This is a genomic window from Bradyrhizobium sp. MI1.11, assembly GCF_055811255.1.
The window spans coordinates 1,576-19,508 of sequence record NZ_JBVVPM010000028.1 but is presented as its reverse complement, the minus strand read 5'-3'; the positions used below and the strand labels follow the sequence as shown (position 1 = coordinate 19,508).

Below are 17,933 nucleotides of genomic sequence, written 5' to 3'. Positions count from 1 at the left end.
GTGATTTGGAGTCATACGCCGTTACTCGGCGTAATCGTCCCGCCTGATCCAATGATTTCATATGAAACGGTAGAGCCGCGTATCGCTTCGCAATGGGACGTAGTTGGTGCGACCGTGTTGTTGTGGAGTAGTGCCAGCTGGAATCTTCCGTTTCGTCTCGGAAAGCGAAAAAATGTGCCGCTGATTCGCGGCAACGAGGTCGTTGAGCACAAGGCGTGGGGCGGGATGCTATCAGAAGCGGACAAACGCGCGCCGAATGATCTGGGCGGCCTGCCCCTGGCGGAGGCCTTCCATAGGCATGTCATCCAGGATGACGAGATAGCGGAGATAGGCCGACGAATCATGCAGGTACGGCGCGGCAATTCGGACGTGTTTCTAGAAGGGCAGTTTCCGGGGGCGTTTGTTAACTTTCACTGGCCCCTGCATATCTCCGCAGCGGATATCGCCTACGCGTTCGTAAGCTCGCCTGTTACGTTCCTGGATCGACCGCTGCCAACTCCATCTGAGCTGGAAACTGCGGCTTCAAAATTAATCGCGGATCGTCTCGCTGCGCTTGTCAGTTACCTAGCACAGGGCCAGCTCATTGCAGTTGGTACCTTCAACGCCACGGGAGTTGAGGGGCCGATCGGGACTGGCCAGTGGAGGCGCGCGGACCTTGTCATAGACGTCAAAAATAGTGCGATTTGCCAGATGAAGGATCATCGCCCCGTTGCTCTCTGGACGGGTGTCTGCCTTCAACTTCACGATCAGCATCCATCAAATGCGCAATTCGTCGTGTCCCGGCCAAATGCTGAAGAACCGACTAGGGCCCGAAAGCAGATCCAGACCAAAGAGAATTCCCGCCGTCAATGTGTAGACTGGCTCGGCGCCATGATGTCCGATCCGAGGGTCTCCCCATTGACCAACACTCAGCTATGGAGAGATGCAAAGTCGAAATGGCCAAAAACACTTAGCAAAAGAGAATTCGACAGATGCCGGGCAACCGTCCTTAGCAGCTTGAGCGAGAAGCAGAGGTATCTTTGGGGCCGCCCAGGACCCAGGCGCAAGCAGTCGTAATTCTAATCACCGCACTTCGAAATCGCGTCAGCTATTTTCAGCTCGCAAACGTAGCCAGTCTTACTGCATCGAAACCAATGCAGTAGTGACATGACCCTCGCGAATCCCACCAAAGACCCAGACGCCCTGTTGAGGGAGCAGGAGGCGGCAGACCTGCTGTGCCTCTCCATTCGGACGCTTCAATCGTGGCGCATCCGATCGGCCGGCCCACCCTTTGTTCAAGTTGGTCGAGCCGTGCGTTATCGGCGCCGCGACCTCATCGCCTGGATTGATGCAAATACCTGTGGTCGCTCTTCGGAGTACCGATCGTGAAGAATCGTCGCCTTGAGAACAGGCGTGATTGCTGGGCGGAAAACCCGCTCGAATACTCTGTTTATTTCGGTCGCGAGCGGCTTGGTCGCTTCGTTCGGTCGGGAGAGCGAGAATATCAGGCTTTCGATCAAGACGACCGGAGCCTGGGAATCTTTCGCAAGCGGAAGCAGGCTCTTCATGCCATCTACGCGGCAGTGGATGGATGCCGATGAGTTGGCAAGCTACAGCCTGGGCTATGCGCCAGAGGGTCAAGCCGCCTGCAAGCAAGCTTCTGCTGCTCGTCTTAGCGACTTATGCCGATAAGCACGGTATCTGTTGGCCTTCTCAAGAGACGCTAGCCGACGACGCGGGTATGTCGCTCGATACGATCCAGCGACATACAAAGAAACTTAAAGACCGAGGGCTTCTGTCGATTACACGTCCGCCGAAGCGTCGCGGCCAATGGCAGACTTTCGTTTATCAGCTGAGCATGTCCGCCCCTGAGGCCGGACCACAAAATGCATACCAATCGAAGAACGCGGATCGGCCGCTCCGCACGACGCCGAGTGATCGCGGAGGTAACCGTCCCGCGACCTCTGGCAACTTAGCAAAGGATTATGGCGGTGAACGGAGGGCAGCATCAGGAAGCCTCATCGAAGCCGCAGATCGCCTCATCCAAACGATTAGGTCTTTCGACGCCGGACCGCGCCATGGTTCGGGCGCCCGCCAGGCCGCGGCGAGGACGATTAATGTAGACGGGGGGGCGTCGGATTGCGGCATGGCCGCACCGCATACAGAGCGCCAGCCAGGCCGCACAGCTATGCGGCTTAAACCTTCAATAGAACCTTTAAGAGAACCGTCAGCAGCAACACCAGCGAACGATGCCGGGTCAAGACTGCAGGATTTCCGGGATAAGCAAGAGCCAACAGAGGTTACGCAGAACCGTATAGCTTGCAGGTTAGGGCCTGACGGTTGGGTGCTTCTGGGTGAACTCGACACGGCAGAGCTGGGGCGCCTTACGGCGTTGGAGCGCCGTCACCAGCTCGACGACGACACTTTAAGACTCACGATGCTGCGCGCGCGCTCCGCGCGTCAGCAATGAAGGCATTACTAGCCGGGGGGCGGCCAAAACTTGGAGGGTTACCTTGTGGACCGGTCCTCTAGTGACGGATTTTTTGCCGCAAAATTCCGCGGAATTATTTTTTGTGTGCGCGCGGTGCAGCGGAGCTTCGCGGGCCGCAACACGGCGAAAAAATCATAAGCGGCGCGATCGAAGAAGCAGTCGCGAAATTCCCTAGGGGGGGAGGGCTGCAGATCGGGACGAAATGGGGAATGACGAATGAATGAACAAGATGCGCCAGGTCTGGAATTGGGGACCGCTCTGCAAGTCGAATATTGGCCACTCGACCGATTGATCCCATATGCGCGCAACGCGAGGACGCACAGCGCCGGACAAATTGCTGAGATCGCCGGCAGCATTCGTGCTTTCGGCTTCTCAAATCCTATCCTGGTCAGCGAGGCTGGCGACATCATAGCCGGCCACGGTCGGCTGGCTGCGGCCCGAAAGCTCGGACTGACCGAGGCACCAGTGGTCGTTCTTCATGGTCTGACAGAAGTTAAGCGGCGGCAACTTGTGCTCGCCGACAATCGGATTGCCCTGAATGCCGGCTGGGATGCCGAAATGCTTGGCCTTGAGTTGGCCGATCTATCGGGGATGGGCGCCGATCTTTCGACCCTCGGCTTCAGCAGCAAGGAGTTGGCGAGAGCGCTTTCGCGAGTGGAAGGTGGCCTGACGGACGAGGACGAGATCCCCGAGGTAGCCGAAATCGCCGTGTCGCAGCCAGGCGATATCTGGCAATTGGGCGCCCATCGGATTGCATGTGGCGATAGCAGGGAAGCCAGCTTGGTGGAGTCGCTCTTTGGTGGCACAGCGCCCCAGTTGATGGTCACGGACCCACCCTATGGTGTCGAATACGACCCGGAATGGCGGCATCGCCGAGGGGTCAATACCTCTGCGCGCAAGGGAAAGATCCGCAACGATGAGATCGCGGATTGGACCCCCACTTGGAACTTGTTCCCCGGCGAGATCGCCTACGTCTGGCACGGTGCACTCCGTTCGTCGATCGTCGCCGAAAGCCTCGTCAAAAGCGGCTTTACGGTCCGGGCGCAGATCATCTGGGCCAAGGAGCGTCTGGTGATGAGCCAGGGCGACTACCACTGGCAGCACGAGCCCTGCTGGTACGCGGTGCGAAAGAAGGGCTATTGGACCGGCGACCGCAAGCAGACCACGTTGTGGACGATCGGTAGCGGTGGGCAGGACGCTGAAACTCGGCACGCTACCCAAAAGCCGGTCGAGTGTATGCGAAGGCCTATGCTGAACAATTCCGGCCCTCGCCAGACCATCTACGAACCGTTTCTGGGTAGCGGGACCACGCTGATCGCAGCGCAATCGTGCGGTCGAGTTTGTTTTGCACTCGAGATCGATCCGCTCTTCGTCGACCTTGCGATCCGTCGCTGGCAGACCTTTACGGGCGAGAAAGCGAAGCGTGCGAGCGACAGCGCCCTGTTTGACGCCCTCGCGGCGGAGGCGTCGTCAGTTGGAGAAAAGTCGTGATGCGCGGCCGCCGCCCGAAGCCGACCAGGATCAAGGCGTTGACCGGCAATCCTGGCAAACGCCCTCTCAATCCCCATGAGCCAAGGCCCGAGCCCGCAATGCCAGATTGTCCCCCTCAGCTAAGCCCTGTCGCCAAGCAAGAATGGCTTCGTCTAACCGCGGAGCTGTCCAAGCTGAACTTAGTTACACACCTGGACCGCGGTGCGCTTGCCACCTATTGCGGAGCCTACGCGCTTTGGGCGGAAGCGATGGAGCAGATCCAGAAATACGGGACGATGGTGAAGTCGCCGACGGGCTATCCCATCCAGTCGCCGTATCTCTCGATTGCCAACAGGCAGGCAGAGCTCATGATGCGCATTGCGTCAGAGTTCGGCTTTACGCCGGCAAGCCGCAGCCGGATATCAGCGCCTCCACCTGATCAGCTGCCGCTGCTAGAGCTGGCGGCAGAGGAGTATGAGGAAGACGTTGTCGATGGCGGGGGGTAGTCAAAACTCTAGGAATTGATACCCCGGACCGGTCTCCCTGGTTCACGCGCAAAATCCAGGAATTCAATACTAAAAGCCACTGGTCGAGTCGCTGATGTTGGACGGGTGGGGGGTAGTCAATTCCTCAGCGCCACTCGCGCTGCGGACCGGCCCCACTTTCATTCAGGGATTTTTTTCCTGGTGGCGCGGATTTTCGGAAAGTGCCGTTCGGAGTTTGTGCAAGCCTAAGTAACGGCAAAGGCAAAAAGCCCGCTCGTTCTGGTACTTAGCAGGGCCGACAATTGGATGTGTTGTAACCGGTGTTCGCCGCTGCGGCCGAATTTGACTATTTATTTTCAGCCGATCTGAATTCGTCCGCTTCGCGTGCAAAAACTGTCGCGAAATTAGGTAGGGGGGAGGTCAGTCCGGTCAGGCTAGGAAAATAGCGGCATCCTGGCAGTGCTTACAATCTGCTCGAAAAACGGCTCATCGCGCTCATGATCTGCATGCGCGGTTCAACGTCTTGGAGATAGATGGCAGTCTGCAGAAACTTGACCTCTGCAGCCTGGTTTGCTTCGTCGACATCGACGTACCAGGACCGCGGCCCTCCATCGGAGCCATCGCTCCAGCGATAGCCCCGCTTCTTCAACATGTCTTTCAATTCAAATGGAGAGTGCTCGGCCCAGATCCGAACAGTCTTGCGGCGAGCCCGTTCGAGCAGGATGGCGAAGGCGGATCGGTTCAGCTTTGGGATATCCGACGCCAAGATCTCTATCAACGCCCTGCAATCATCTATGGCACGATGTGCTTGATGGAACAGACCGACGCCGGCCAAGAGGTATCCGAGACGAGATCCATCGAAGCCGTGTTTACGCCACTCAACTTCCGTTGCTGAGCACGCCCAAGGCCTTCGTTCGAAAACTGGCCAGTAGCGTTCTGCGAACTTTCGGTCGAAGCTTGCATTGTGGGCGACGATCAGCGCAGCATCCGCGACGAATGACGCAACGGCATCCGGATCGATGCGATTCCGGGACACCATTTCATCGGTGATCCCGGTGAGTTCGGTGATTTCGTCCGGGATTGGGATCGACGGTTCGTTGAAGGACGAAATGACGTCGGTTATGGCTGCTATTCTGTCGTCAGGCAGATAGGTGAACTTGACCATGGCAAGTTCGATGACTTCGTCCTGTGCAGCGTTCAGGCCGGTTGTCTCGACATCGATGAGAATGCCTGTCCTGGTTATCTGCCCATTGGATGCAGCGAATTCGTTCCGCGGGAGAAGCTTGCGGAGAACGCGGTAATCGGGAGACCGAGCTAGCATCTCGGCCATTCTTGCCAGATCGATGTTTTCCGACGACATGATTTCGACCGTCTATTGCGGGAAGGCGCAACGTCGAGACCCCAAGTCTACAATCGCGCGCACCATGGTCAAAGGCAGCACCGAGCGACTGAGGCTCGTCTGGGCTTCACCGCTGTTGCCAATAGAGCAGCACGCCTAACGGGGCTAGCGCTGAATCCGGAAATGAGAGCGTGCCTCGGCGATAAGATGGGCCTGCCAGCCATCATTCCGCGCTTGCATTCTAACGGCCCTCCTAGCTAATCGATCGCAGGACGCTCCAAAAGCCACATTTGATGGTAGCAATGCGCATTATTCCCAACGAGTTGTTGTCCACGTCCGATCTAATCATCGACGCTGTGTATGAGGGTGGTGCCAGCGGAAATGCCGCTGACGATCCGATTTCGAAGCTTCTACAAGGGGTTGGGAACCAAGGAGGTTTTCGTGCAGCCGGACGCGGCCGGGACAGGACACTCGTTGTTCTCTATACGAGCGGTGCCGATCAGGATTGGCCGGACACGCTGGACTTGAACACGGGTCAGTTCGTTTACTTCGGTGACAATAAGACGCCTGGACATGAACTTCATGATACCGGGCGTGGCGGCAATAAAATCCTGAGGCGCACTTTTGAACTTCTGCACGCATCGCCCCCGATACGTGAGAAGATCCCAACCTTCCTCATCTTCAAAAAGTATCCAACGCCCGCCAGCAGCCGATCGGTGCAATTCAAAGGTTTGGCGGCGCCTGGGTTTGCTGGCCTGCCATCAACGGCCGATCTCGTTGCCGTCTGGAGAACAACGGAAGGGCAGCGGTTTCAGAATTACCGCGCCGTCTTCACTGTGTTGAATATACCGGTTGTCGAACGTTCGTGGCTACGGGAGTTGAGCAACGGGAATAGTGTTGGCTTGGCTTCCGCGCCGCTCGCTTGGCAGAGTTGGGTAAAAACCGGACGTGCGCAAGCCTTGGCGTCGGAGAGTACGACATCAATCAGGAGTGTCGATCAGCAGCGGCCCGATAGCTTCGTGAAGGCAGACATATTGAGGGCCGTGTTCGAGTACTTCGAGCAGGCGCCAGTTGCATTCGAAGCATTCGCTGCTCGTGTCTTTCAAATGCATGATCCGCGTGTGATCGTCGACACCATCACGCGAAGCAGCGTTGATGGAGGCCGAGACGCCGTTGGTCGATACCTGCTAGGTCTGGCGGAGGATCCGGTCTACGCCGAGTTTTCGCTCGAAGCCAAGTGCTACCAACCGGGGTTGGATGGCGCGCCGATCAATACCGTGGGAGTTCGAGAGGTTTCGCGGTTGATTTCTAGGATTCGCCATCGGCAGTTTGGGGTGCTTGTGACCACATCGGTCATCGCGCGCCAAGCCTATGAAGAAGTCCGCGAAGATCGCCATCCGATCATATTTCTCAGCGGAAAAGATATAGCCGAAATTTTGGTCGCGAATGGATTCAGTACGTCGGCTGCAGTACGCGCATTGCTAGATACGGAATTTTCGCTGGCGCCGAGTCCCTCATAGGGCGCGGTGCTCAAGAGCGGACGATCGATGCAGCTTAGCCGGTCTCTGCGTCGGCCACTGGCCGATTTATTCGGTAACATCTCATTTGCGAATCCAAATGCGATAACCGTATCGGTCGGGCAAACGATAGAAGGCATCCTCGTCTACGGCAGAGCGCCGCCGGCGGCCAGATCCGCCTGCATAGCAGTTAGAAATCGAAATGCGAGCGGGGGGAGGCCAGTATAGATTTCGCGGGCTTCTTCGGCGAATTGCCGCGCCAAGAACCAATCCTGAAAAGATCGATGAGCGAAGCGCAGAAGCCTTTCCCGGGTTCTTGGATCGCGACCGCCCGGTTGCAGCAAGGAGTGCATCGCGACATCTTCAATTTGAACAAAAGGGATCCCCAGGCGGGCAGACAGTTCCCGCAGCGTCCCTTCCGCAATCGTGTCGCGATGTATCGCCGAGCGCTGGCCTGGAGGGCCGGAGACATCCAGCATTTGGTCCGCGGCTTCCTGCATCAAACGGATCAGCATTTCCTTAGCTTCATCATTACCGAACCGGTCGGCGATCTCCGATGGTCGTGTCTGCATTCCGCGAGCGGCGGGACTGATGCGGTCGATATCGAATTTGTTACGGAAATATGTCCCATAGAGACGATGAAGGTTGTGCGCCGGCTCTTTTCCCAACCATACATCTTCGGCCAGCATTCCAAGAAACAGTGGGCGCTTGGGAATATCGCCATAAACCTCGGAGTACCGACCGGACGCAACAAGCTGCCGAAGGAGCTGGTAACCCAAGGATGGATCGCCGCCACGGGCTGCTGCAAAGATATCAAGGAACTGGAGAATGAGCATTTCGTTCCAATCGTCCAGAGCAAGGCGCTCGAATTCAGGTCCTGTCTTGAGCCTCTCATTAGGACGAAAATCTGAACCGCGAACATGGATGAGTTCGTCCCGCGCCGATAGAACAGCCGGAATGCCGAGATCGGCGATACATCCCCACAGCCGCGCAAGACTGTTCGGTTGGAAGGCGTACGAACTTTCGTCCAGGCCGTCTATGACCAGAAGCCAGTCTGTTGAGCGAGTTAACAGGTCGCGCAAGACGCCTCTGAACATTAAGAGCGCGGCGGGGCTCAAGTCGCACTCGTCGGGGATGATGAACTGCAGCAAGCTATCGGCGAGTCCAGAGGCATTTGTAAACGCCTGGCTGCCCAAGAGAGCAGCCGGGGCGTATATCAAATGACGGCCAGTATCGATCCACCGTTGCGAAAGTACCTGCAAGGTCGTGGTTTTGCCGAAACCAAACTCGCTCGTCACAAGGAATTTAGGCGCGTTTCGGTATTTGCCGGTCTGGTTCTCCGCAATTCCCTCGAAAAAGGAAACAAGGCGGTTCATCAGGAACGAATCCGCATCGCGCGAATCGCCATTGAAAGGCGCACCGCCGATGTGCCGGACTATCTCCATTCGCTCTTTGTAGAATTCAAATAGTTCCGCGCGCCTGTTTTCAGCCCACGAGGACAAACGCGCCGTTGCAAGTTCTTCAAGTCGCTTCATTAGCCGGGATCTGTCGAGCAGCTCGACCTCGCTGGCCTTGCCGCTGTCAACCAGCTCCAAGAGGCTGGTCTCCAGTTCATCACGCAGAGTGCGGATTTTGATCGGGCGATTTATCGCTAGCCAGTATCTCGCTACTTTCGGCCCCTTGTCCTTGTACTTCGCGATTTCAGCGAGACATTGGCGATGCTGGTCATCGCCGTACTCGACGACCTCAAATCCCTTGCATTGGATTGCGGTGCTGATCGATTCCTCATTCGCATCGAGGAGGAAGGCATCGACACCAAGTCGATCCAGTTGTCCAAGGCGCTTGGTCTCGGCGCTCCCGTCTACCAACTCGCCGAGCACCAAGGCGAAATAGCCTTGGAAGTCATGGCCGGACCGGGTCGCCAGTTCAGCCGCAATGCTTTTCATCTGATCTACCTGCCCGATGTTTTGAGCTGCATCATAAGCTTTACGTTATAGTCTCAGTACCGAGAATTGCAGCCTTGGTCGTCCGCACATCTCGCGAATTAGCCTGGTCAGAAATAGTGCCCATGCCCAGCCACCGTGATCACACCTGTTGCTTGATAGCCTATCGCGCACTACTATCGGTAGCATTGACTCGAAGCAGCTGGGTTCTGTGAGGAAACTGTCGATCCCCCGATTGCCGATGCCTAACTGCATTTCCATTGACTTATTAGGCCATGAAAAAGCAAAGCAGCGTTCAAAAGAGTACCTCACTCAGCAAGAGCCAGCTGAAGAAGAAGCTGACGCAGATTATTCTTGCGCAGGGTAATGTTTTCATCAAAGACCTCCTTCGCTCGAACAATGTCCCGATCGGTAGCACCAAGGCAGACTTCGCCGAAAACTTGGATGAAGCGATTGACGCCGGAGTCCTCACTCAAGAACTGATTGAGAACTGGCTAGCGGAGATCGAGGGGTGGGGTAATCAGCATGTCTACCTCTTCGAGCCACCGTCGATCTCACGCGCGCGCATTCGTCCGACACTTGAAGCGTCGAAGCATGCTGGACTGCTGGAGCGGAAGGTTAGCTATGAGTTTCCCAACAAGCTTACGCTGAGTACTGTCAGTTTCTCAGAAGATCATCTTTCTATCGCCTGGCAGCGCGGCCGGGGCGGTTGGGAGCGTGCGAAATCGAAGGACTATCGTCGCGATGAAGGCGCAGACACTTTCGAATACAGGGCCTACCGAGAACGATTTGACCGTAGCCTCGTACGCTTTGAATGGCGGCCAGGGGATCCGTACTGCGCCGTAATGCTCCAACTGCCGAACGAAGGCGAAGAACATACGCAAGCTCTAAGCCAAGTCTGGGGAGACTTGAAAGAACTGGGTCTCGCGCGAAGCCCGCTTACAAAAATCCGTCTCGGCTCTGCATTCAAGAGACTTAGCCGGAGGACGGACGCTACTGTTCAATCAACGCGTCTGCTGACTCAAGGTGGGCATGTCGACCTCGTTTCAACCCTTAGCGGAGGCGGCATTGATGCCGTAGAAGCTGTACGCAACGTCCGTCGCGGTGTCGAAGACGAAAGTTTCGCAACCGCGGACGGCATGTTTAGTTTCGCGGTAGAAAAATACACGCAGCTCAGTCGGACTATTAAGATGGAGGGCTATGGACTTGAGAGCCGCTTGCGGATCTGGGTTCAGTGCAAGCGGGATGACGTGTACACCATCCTATCGGTGATCTGGAGCAATAACTCGCCATGACCGAGGACGACCTTCGCGCGCGCTTTGGCGAGCAAGCGGTCGATGCACTTATTGCGCTGCTACGGTCTGGCCAGACGCCCGAGATCGACCCGCAGGTGTTCGAAGTCGGATTGGCCGAAATAGGCATCGAAATCCAGGGTAGTCAGTTACTCGATGCTGCGGCCGAAGCCCGCCTTGTTGAGCGAATATCGACCTGGCGATGCCCCGAAGCGAGTTGTCAAAGGATCATTGACGCGGATGCCCTTACTAACAATCAATGTCCTCATTGTCGCAGTGACTTCCGTGAGACAGGCAATCGCCCTGTCGATGCTTTCGTATACCGCAGTCTAGGGGCAGTTAGCCGTAGCGTTCCGTGGCTCATCGCGATTCATGGCTTCAACACGCGCGGGTCGTGGCAGGAAGACTTTAGTTGGCGGATCGCCAATCGGTTCAAGTACCATGCGCCAGTCTTGATCTACAAATACGGGCTCTTGCGCTTCGGAGTCTTGCTTCGTTGGCGGCACGAGATGTTGGCTCGACGGCTCGATCAGCGTATCCGCGAAGCCGTTGCGCACGCGCGAGAGAATCAGATCGAAGAGCCGCCCGATATCGTTATTCACAGCTTCGGCAGCCAGTTATTTCGTCTGTTATTAGAAATGCCCGAGGCCTCTGATCTAAAGTTCGGTCGGGTGATTGCTGTCGGTAGCGTCATTCGACCGGATTTCGACTGGTCGGCTTGTCTACGGAAGGGCCAGGTCGAAGCGGTGCTGTGCCAATGTGGCGCACTGGATGGGGCCGTCCCCTTCGCACAATTCTTCATTCCCAACGCCGGTCCCGGCGCTCGGCACGGCTTCATGGATCCGGCTGTTATCAACGTACGAGATGATAAGTATGGCCATTCAACTGCCTTTGCGGCAGAGGAACTCGCCCGCAATCTCGCTCACGGTGGACGATGGGATAGATTCTTTCGGGAGCCGCTAGCAACTTTCTCAGATCCGTCGCGGTTTGAGCCAGGCCCGTGGTCACCCGCATCCGGGTTGATATGCGGTTTCACTCGCCTGTGCGCTATTTTGCTGTGCGGCGCAGCAGTGCTTGCACCGGCTCTTCTGTTGGTGAGCGCGTTATGGCACTAGCGTTAGGAAATACGAGCGTCCATTGACCGACCTCTTCCATAACATCTGATCTGCGACTGAGCCGGCTTACCGCTTTGCCCTTTCTTGAAAGCCATTGTTATTCGTTGTTCTCAATCTAGCATGGCTACGCCATATGAGCCACGCGGAGTCGAACCGCGACCGCTCCGAGTGAGTCACCAGACATAGGCTGGCGGACTTTCACCGCCTGGGGAATCGAATCCCATCACGCGTTTGCCCCAGCGGCATGGATCGAGCGGCGAACCCTTCTGGTCCAAACTAAATATACCGCATCTTCGTCCCGAAAATACTTCAGGTGGCATGACTAAGTATTTGCCATCCGCCGCCTCTGCGCTAAAACGATCCACGCTGGGGACCACACATGGCGCAAAAGCCGTTCCACGAAGCTCAACACAAGGACATCAGCGACACTCCAAATCTTAAGGGGTTGTCGGATGAGCAGATCGTTGAGGCGATGAAGGACTGGGTGCTTTCGAATTTCGAGGACCCTGTTCATTCCACTCCTCACGACTCGGGTGAGGGCGGGTATCAATATATCTGGGGCGGGCCATACGAAACTCGTGACATCGTGGAAACGATGTTCGGGGATGAAGTGTCTGAAGAGATTATCGAGGAGGTGGTTTCCGACCTTGAAGACGAGACAAGCGAGTGGGTGCCGAACTCTAATAGACGGGAGCCACCGGACGAATACGAGCTTGACGAAGACAATGGCGGCGATGGTCTCGACGAGGCCTATGACCTTGTGCTCCAAGAGGTCGAGAGCCTCCAATCGCTGCTGGCGCAAATTCCAGAGCCCACGCCCGGGATCGGACACAACTATCCGCCCGAAGCCATTGAGGACGTGCCCCCTCTAACACAGGCCGACAAGCAAGAACTGACCACTGCACTAGAGACGCTGAAGGCCCAAACGGCCGCACCGGCAGACAATGGAGCAGCGGCAACAGCAGCGGTCGCCGTAGTTGAAGAAAAGCGAAAGACACTAGCCGCTTGGCTCGCGGAAAAAGCTGACGCGTTCGTATTCGAAGTTGTTAAAGAGGCGGGTAAGGAGCTGGGCAAGTGGGGCATGCGGACGCTCATTGCCTCGGTTGTTGCCCATATGTCGGGCTTGGACCAGGCTGTTTTGAACTGGCTATCCAAGCTGCAGTAACGCTCAAAGGCGGTACTTGAAATTCGCGATACCCTTGTCGCCATGATGCAGGGCACGCAGGTCGTCCCGCCGTGACGCGTCTTGATGTATTTATGTATTTGCGTTCGCGCGCGCAGGTCATGATAGGCGATGCTTTACCGAGTTTACTTAAATCGTCGCTGTACTACTGCTCGCGAGGACGACGGTTAAGCTTGTGACGAACTCAACGTACATTTCGGCGCCTCGTTGTTTGCGACGCCAGAGGTCCCAGCGCCAGGCTCAAGCTCTCGCTCTAATGTGGTGTAACTAGGAGTTCGGCTGGCTGGTACGTTCATAACGCAAAGGTCGTGAGCGCTCGGTTCAGCGGTGGTTGGGGATGGCTAGATGCGCTTTAAAAGTCCGAACAATCAGAAATTGCACTAATCTGAGCCCCGCTCAGCCCCAATCGGTGGGGCCCGGGCGGCGAACAAGGCGCGCTTTTAGGAGGATCAAATGGTCGTGGCAGTTGGCGGGACCTCTTCGGCACCGGTCAAAGTAAGCTTGCCAGACGGGAGCATTTTTCAAGTTCAGGTTAGAGATGCTGGAGGAAAAGCCCAGGTTGGCATCGGAATACTAGCGTTTTCAGATCTTACGAAATCGATTGAGGGAATATCGGCATCTCTCATGGACACGGTGAAGAAGGTTAGCCCCAGCAAGGTGGCGATAGAGTTTGGTATCGAAGCGAGCATAGAGGCAGGGAAGTTAGTCGCGCTTCTATGCAACGGTGAGACGACCGCCAACCTCAAGATAACTTTAGAATGGGAATCTAAGAAGGAATGAGCGCTGCGCTGGTCGCCTCTGGCGGTTCGGGTGGCGATCCGCTGATAGAATTACTGATAAAGGAGTGTTGTGTGCTTGTCCTGGGCAGCCGCCCGGGCACCGGTTTCTTTGTTACGCCGAACAAAATCATTACTTGTGCTCACGTTGTCGGTCCCTTGCAGAAGGGAGCTGAGGTCGGCGTGAGGCGAAACAGCGAGCAGTTCACCGCAACTCTGATTGATATTCTCCCTCACGAAAATGATGATCTGGCACTGCTTCATGTTAGCGACCTAACTGGCCTACCGGTGCCTCTTGGTGCCGACGTTTCGGTTGGCGATCCGCTTTACGCGTGCGGCTTCCCAGAAACGGGGCTTGGTCAGGGCGTTGACGTGTTCGATGCGAAATATGAGGGGAGGACCGAGCCTGCCGACGATCGCCAACCGTCGCCTCGGAGATACCTGCACAAATTCAAAAATGCGCACGTTGTCTCAGGCTTTAGTGGAGGTCCAATTCTAAACGCGCGTACCTGCCGGGTGATTGGAGTCGTATCCCACACCCGTTCTGCTCAGAGCGCAATCGGAGGATGGGCGATTCCGACGGAGTTTGTCCTCTCGGCGTTTTCGCTTTTACACGATGCTCGGGTCGCACATGGAGAAGCGGGGCCCCGATGGGAAGCCGCAGCTAAAAACTTTAAGAGATCGCCTGACGAAGGCAACTTAAGAGGAGGCCAGATTGTCCAATATTTTTGGGTTGGATCCGGCATTCATATTACAGCAACGGGAATGTCCGATGCGCGCGAACCATCTCTTGCATGGATAGATCTGCCGAGTGACTCGGAAGCAGTTTTCCCGCTCCTTTCATGGCGTGTTCGTTTAGCAGATCTTGTTGGGCGAGCCCGGGAAAAAGACGCGCTCCTCTCATGGTCTCGATCAGGAGCTGGCGCTCGAATTAGACTCCTTTCAGGCGGTGGGGGAGCAGGAAAAACACGGCTTGCAGCAGAGATAGCGGACACCCTGCGGGCCGAGAGGTGGACAGCTGGCTTCGTGCGTCCTGATGATCCAATCACTGTACCTGTGCGGAGCGCCGGACTACTGCTAATCGTTGACTACCCTGAAGAGCAGCTCGACAGTGTGAAGAAGCTGCTCAGGGACCTCACCACAGTCGAACTTGGCAACGTCTCAGTCAGATTGCTTATGCTTAGCAGGCAGAGTGCCGAGTGGTGGCTTGAGATAGTAGAAGCTGCGCACGCCAGTCACCTATTCGACTCTTATGAAATTGAATTGAGGGCCTTAGGTCAGGAGGAAGCTTACTTCGCTTTCCGGCAATCTATTCAGCGCCTTAAAGCTAGATATGACCTCGAGATACCCGAGGTCAGCTCAGCGGAATTCGGTGTCTGGTTCGCGCGAGATCCAGGCTTGCATGGATTGCCGTTGTTAGTTCCAGCCGTGTCAGTTTATCTATCGCGCCCCAATGCGACTCTTGGGCTTGGAGGTGGTCAAATTGTCGGCGCGCTGGCGGAGCGCGAAAGAAGCCGCCTTGACAACGCTGGAAAATCGCTGGGGTTGTTCAACAAGAGTCCATCGCGATTGCTTGGGCTTGCTGCAGTACCTGGTTCGCTTGATGTCGACATGGTTCGGCGTTTGGCCAATCCAGAGTATGAGATTGGGCTTCCCACCGCGGATCGATTGGTCGATTTGTTGTCCAAACTTCCTTGGTGGAGGAATGGCCGCATCGCGGCGCCGAAGCCGGACGTATTGGCCGCCGTGCTCCTAATCAAAGTGCTATCTGAGCGGCGTGACGTCGCATCAGAATGGATGTGGGCTATAGTTTCTTGCAGCGACAATCTCACGGACCAGCTGGGAAGACTTCTCTATGACTTAGGCACAATTGATCAAACGTATAGAACAACATTACAAGAGATACTGATCGAGATGATTGAGCGGTCTCCGGCCCGTTCGACCTCCCTGCGTTACATGATCGAATCTAAGCGACTGCCGAGAGGATTGATTCCTTTAGCTGCCGCGGCCTGCCGATCATTGCTTGGCAGCTCTCTGCCGGAAGAGGAGGAGGCAAAGCTACTAGGATTTCTTTCGATTAGACTTGGGGAGGCTGGCGAAAGAATGGAGGCGCTAGGGCCAATCAAATCTGCAATCAAAATCTATCGCTCGTTGGCTCTTAGGGACCCTACACGGTTTGAGGCGGAGCTGGCTTCGAGCTTACATACGGAGTCTACGCGTCTGAGTGATGCTGGGGAGCGTGTGGCGGCGCTCGGGCCTATCCGCGAAGCTGTCAACATTCGGCGTCAACTTTCCTTTAGGAACCCCTCCGAATTCGAGCCCGAGTTCGCGGATAGTCTCAATAATTTGTCCAATCGACTTGTTGAAGCCGGCGACTGGACAGCAGCACTGCCGCCTTTAAGAGAGGCCGTAGAAATTCGGAGACGGTTTGCGTCCCTTGATCGCTCGAAGTTCGGGCCAGATCTTGCTAGCAGTCTTCAGAATCTTTCAAATCGACTGCGCGATGTTGGCGATCGCGTGGGCGCGCTCGCCAGAGCTCGGGAGGCTGTTGAAATAAGGCGAGGTTTGGCAGACCAAGATCCCACTCGCTTTGAGTCTGAATTGGCATCGGCACTAAATACGTTATCAGTGCGCTTGAAGGATTTGGGCGATCATAAAGGCGCGCTATCTTCCTTTCGTGAAGCGGTAGAGATTCGCCGCCGCTTGACTTCGGAGGCACCTGCTCGGTTTGAAAGTGAACTCGCCCAAAGCCTCCAGAACGTATCCGAATTGATGAGCGCGATGGGGGAGCATGACAATGCTTTGGCTCCTATTGTCGAGGCCGTAGGGATACGCCGTCGGCTGGCGGAACGGGAAAAGGCCCGGTTTACACCCGATCTCGGATGGGGACTGAACACTCTAGCAATTCGACAGAGAGAGGCCGGTGATAGATCAAGCGCCTTAAAAACAATTCAAGAAGCCCTTGAGATATGGCGCCAACTTTCGGCCACGGAAGCTGCTCGATTTCATCGCGAACTAGCTTGGGCACTTCGTATTTTGTCTGATTGTCTTGCAGAGTCTGGCAGACGTATCGACAGCTTGCGTCCATTATATGAGGCGCTCGAGATTTCGCGCCGTTTGGCTAAACAAGAGCCGGTGCTTTTCGAGCCTGAGTTAGCGTGGGGCTTGAACGCGCTTGCAATTCGCTCAGCCCAAGCTGGCGCTCGAGGCGAGGCCTTGGCCGCGATCAACGAGGCGATCGGAATTTGGCGCCATTTAGCCGAAGTTGGCGCAACCATATTTGAGAGTGATCTCGCTACCGGTGTTCAGAACGCGGCTGTCTTCGAAGCCGTTCTCGCCGCTGGTCTTCGAAATCTGGCTGATCGTTTAGGAGATTGCGGTGACTGGGGTGGAGCACTGGGCAGTCTGCGCGAATCCGTTGATATTTGCCGCGGCATAGTTGCCCAAGAGGCTATCTCATACGAACCCGAATTGGCCGCAAGTCTAAACAATTTCTCTACGCGTCTAAGGAACGCTGGTGACCTTGGAGGAGCGCTGGCTTCGATTCAAGAAGCTGTGGTGATCCGGGAGCGACGAGCGTTAGAGGAACCTCGGCGATTTGAACCCGCTCTTGCGTTTAGTCTCACCAATCTTGCGTACCGTTTGAGCGATGTCGGCGACCGCATAGGTGCACTTGTACCTGCTCGGAAAGCCGTTGCAATCTGGCGCCGGCTTAGCCAACAAATGCCCGCCCGCTTTGGTGCGGACTTGGCATCCGGACTGCGCACCCTCTCTGATGTATTGAGAAGCGCGGGTCGTCCTGGTGAGGCCCTCACCGCTATCCAAGAGGCCGTTGAAATCTATCGCCGACTGGTGTCGAAAGAGCGTGAGCGCTTTGAGCCCGATCTCGCTTGGCGGCTGACTGATTTGTCGGTTCGGCTCGGCGATGTTGGTGATCGCACCGCCGCCGTTGCCACGGCGCGGGAGGCCGTTGAAATCTGGCGTCGACTTGCGGAACAGGAGCCGGCTCGTTTCGATGGGGACTTGGCCTCGGGCTTGCGCACGCTGTCGGATCGTTTGCAAAGTGCAGGTCATTCCACTGATGCGCTCACCGCTATCCAAGAAGCTGTCGAAATCTATCGCCGTTTGGTGTCGAAAGAGCCCGCTCGCTTTGAGCCCGATCTCGCCTGGCGGCTGACGGATCTGTCGCTTCGGCTCCGCGATGTAGGTGATCGGCCGGCGTCCCTCTCCCCGATGCGGGAGGCTGTTGAAATTTGGCGCCGGTTCGCGGAACAGGAGCCGGCTCGTTTCGATGGGGACTTGGCCTCGGGCTTGCGCACGCTGTCGGATCGTTTGCAAAGTGC

Annotated in this window: 13 protein-coding genes; 11 read left to right on the top strand and 2 right to left on the bottom strand. The window is 56.3% G+C overall.

The window, feature by feature from the left end:
* Positions 1-51: 51 nt before the first annotated feature.
* The 5 genes from AC0L30_RS25490 to AC0L30_RS25470 all read left to right on the top strand — a co-directional run bounded on the left by AC0L30_RS25490 (position 52) and on the right by AC0L30_RS25470 (position 4,446).
* Complete coding sequence (locus AC0L30_RS25490) at positions 52-1,056, top strand: hypothetical protein (RefSeq protein ID WP_473405510.1); 1,005 nt, start codon at positions 52-54, stop codon at positions 1,054-1,056.
* A gap of 90 nt (positions 1,057-1,146) precedes the next feature.
* Positions 1,147-1,368: a helix-turn-helix transcriptional regulator gene (locus AC0L30_RS25485; protein WP_473405509.1), complete on the top strand. Its 222-nt coding sequence runs from the start codon at positions 1,147-1,149 to the stop codon at positions 1,366-1,368.
* Between the two features lie 202 nt (positions 1,369-1,570).
* Positions 1,571-2,449, top strand: coding sequence for a helix-turn-helix domain-containing protein (locus AC0L30_RS25480; protein WP_473405508.1), 879 nt, complete (start codon positions 1,571-1,573; stop codon positions 2,447-2,449).
* Positions 2,450-2,686: 237 nt separating this feature from the next.
* Positions 2,687-3,961 carry a site-specific DNA-methyltransferase gene (locus tag AC0L30_RS25475; protein WP_473405507.1) on the top strand — a complete coding sequence of 425 codons (1,275 nt, stop codon included), beginning with the start codon at positions 2,687-2,689 and terminating at the stop codon, positions 3,959-3,961.
* Positions 3,961-4,446, top strand: a complete 486-nt coding sequence (locus tag AC0L30_RS25470; protein WP_473405561.1) for a phage terminase small subunit P27 family — start codon at positions 3,961-3,963, stop codon at positions 4,444-4,446. The genes AC0L30_RS25475 and AC0L30_RS25470 overlap by 1 nt, the downstream gene beginning before the upstream one ends.
* 442 nt (positions 4,447-4,888) lie before the next feature.
* Here the strand turns inward: AC0L30_RS25470 and AC0L30_RS25465 are convergent, their stop codons facing one another.
* Positions 4,889-5,785, bottom strand: coding sequence for a 3'-5' exonuclease (locus AC0L30_RS25465; RefSeq protein WP_473405506.1), 897 nt, complete (start codon positions 5,783-5,785; stop codon positions 4,889-4,891).
* 272 nt (positions 5,786-6,057) lie between these two features.
* Here AC0L30_RS25465 and AC0L30_RS25460 point away from each other — a divergent pair, with 272 nt between their 5' ends.
* Positions 6,058-7,284, top strand: coding sequence for a restriction endonuclease (locus tag AC0L30_RS25460; RefSeq protein WP_473405560.1), 1,227 nt, complete (start codon positions 6,058-6,060; stop codon positions 7,282-7,284).
* 143 nt (positions 7,285-7,427) lie between these two features.
* Here the strand turns inward: AC0L30_RS25460 and AC0L30_RS25455 are convergent, their stop codons facing one another.
* On the bottom strand, positions 7,428-9,227 hold the full coding sequence (locus AC0L30_RS25455) for a hypothetical protein (RefSeq protein WP_473405505.1): 1,800 nt from the start codon (positions 9,225-9,227) through the stop codon (positions 7,428-7,430).
* Between the two features lie 272 nt (positions 9,228-9,499).
* Between AC0L30_RS25455 and AC0L30_RS25450 the strand changes: the two genes are divergently transcribed.
* The 5 genes from AC0L30_RS25450 to AC0L30_RS25430 form a co-directional block, all read left to right on the top strand.
* Positions 9,500-10,519, top strand: a complete 1,020-nt coding sequence (locus tag AC0L30_RS25450; protein ID WP_473405504.1) for a hypothetical protein — start codon at positions 9,500-9,502, stop codon at positions 10,517-10,519.
* Entirely contained in the window at positions 10,516-11,631 is a 1,116-nt protein-coding gene (locus AC0L30_RS25445; protein WP_473405503.1) for a hypothetical protein, read from the top strand. The genes AC0L30_RS25450 and AC0L30_RS25445 overlap by 4 nt, the downstream gene beginning before the upstream one ends.
* A 379-nt stretch (positions 11,632-12,010) precedes the next feature.
* Entirely contained in the window at positions 12,011-12,796 is a 786-nt protein-coding gene (locus AC0L30_RS25440) for a hypothetical protein (protein WP_473405502.1), read from the top strand.
* A 471-nt stretch (positions 12,797-13,267) separates the two neighbouring features.
* Positions 13,268-13,594 carry a CU044_2847 family protein gene (locus AC0L30_RS25435; protein WP_473405501.1) on the top strand — a complete coding sequence of 109 codons (327 nt, stop codon included), beginning with the start codon at positions 13,268-13,270 and terminating at the stop codon, positions 13,592-13,594.
* On the top strand, positions 13,591-17,933 hold a 4,343-nt coding region (locus AC0L30_RS25430), incomplete at its 3' end, for a tetratricopeptide repeat protein (protein WP_473405500.1). The genes AC0L30_RS25435 and AC0L30_RS25430, both read left to right, overlap by 4 nt.

What these genes read in the sequence shown, in the direction of transcription:
- AC0L30_RS25445 (WP_473405503.1), top strand. Translation starts at nt 10,516, where the DNA reads ATGACCGAGGACGACCTTCGCGCGCGCTTTGGCGAGCAAGCGGTCGAT.
- AC0L30_RS25480 (WP_473405508.1), top strand. Translation starts at nt 1,571, where the DNA reads ATGCCGATGAGTTGGCAAGCTACAGCCTGGGCTATGCGCCAGAGGGTC.
- AC0L30_RS25465 (WP_473405506.1), bottom strand. Translation starts at nt 5,785, where the DNA reads ATGTCGTCGGAAAACATCGATCTGGCAAGAATGGCCGAGATGCTAGCT.
- AC0L30_RS25460 (WP_473405560.1), top strand. Translation starts at nt 6,058, where the DNA reads ATGGTAGCAATGCGCATTATTCCCAACGAGTTGTTGTCCACGTCCGAT.
- AC0L30_RS25490 (WP_473405510.1), top strand. Translation starts at nt 52, where the DNA reads ATGATTTCATATGAAACGGTAGAGCCGCGTATCGCTTCGCAATGGGAC.
- AC0L30_RS25435 (WP_473405501.1), top strand. Translation starts at nt 13,268, where the DNA reads ATGGTCGTGGCAGTTGGCGGGACCTCTTCGGCACCGGTCAAAGTAAGC.
- AC0L30_RS25455 (WP_473405505.1), bottom strand. Translation starts at nt 9,227, where the DNA reads ATGAAAAGCATTGCGGCTGAACTGGCGACCCGGTCCGGCCATGACTTC.
- AC0L30_RS25450 (WP_473405504.1), top strand. Translation starts at nt 9,500, where the DNA reads ATGAAAAAGCAAAGCAGCGTTCAAAAGAGTACCTCACTCAGCAAGAGC.
- AC0L30_RS25440 (WP_473405502.1), top strand. Translation starts at nt 12,011, where the DNA reads ATGGCGCAAAAGCCGTTCCACGAAGCTCAACACAAGGACATCAGCGAC.
- AC0L30_RS25475 (WP_473405507.1), top strand. Translation starts at nt 2,687, where the DNA reads ATGAATGAACAAGATGCGCCAGGTCTGGAATTGGGGACCGCTCTGCAA.
- AC0L30_RS25485 (WP_473405509.1), top strand. Translation starts at nt 1,147, where the DNA reads ATGACCCTCGCGAATCCCACCAAAGACCCAGACGCCCTGTTGAGGGAG.
- AC0L30_RS25470 (WP_473405561.1), top strand. Translation starts at nt 3,961, where the DNA reads ATGCGCGGCCGCCGCCCGAAGCCGACCAGGATCAAGGCGTTGACCGGC.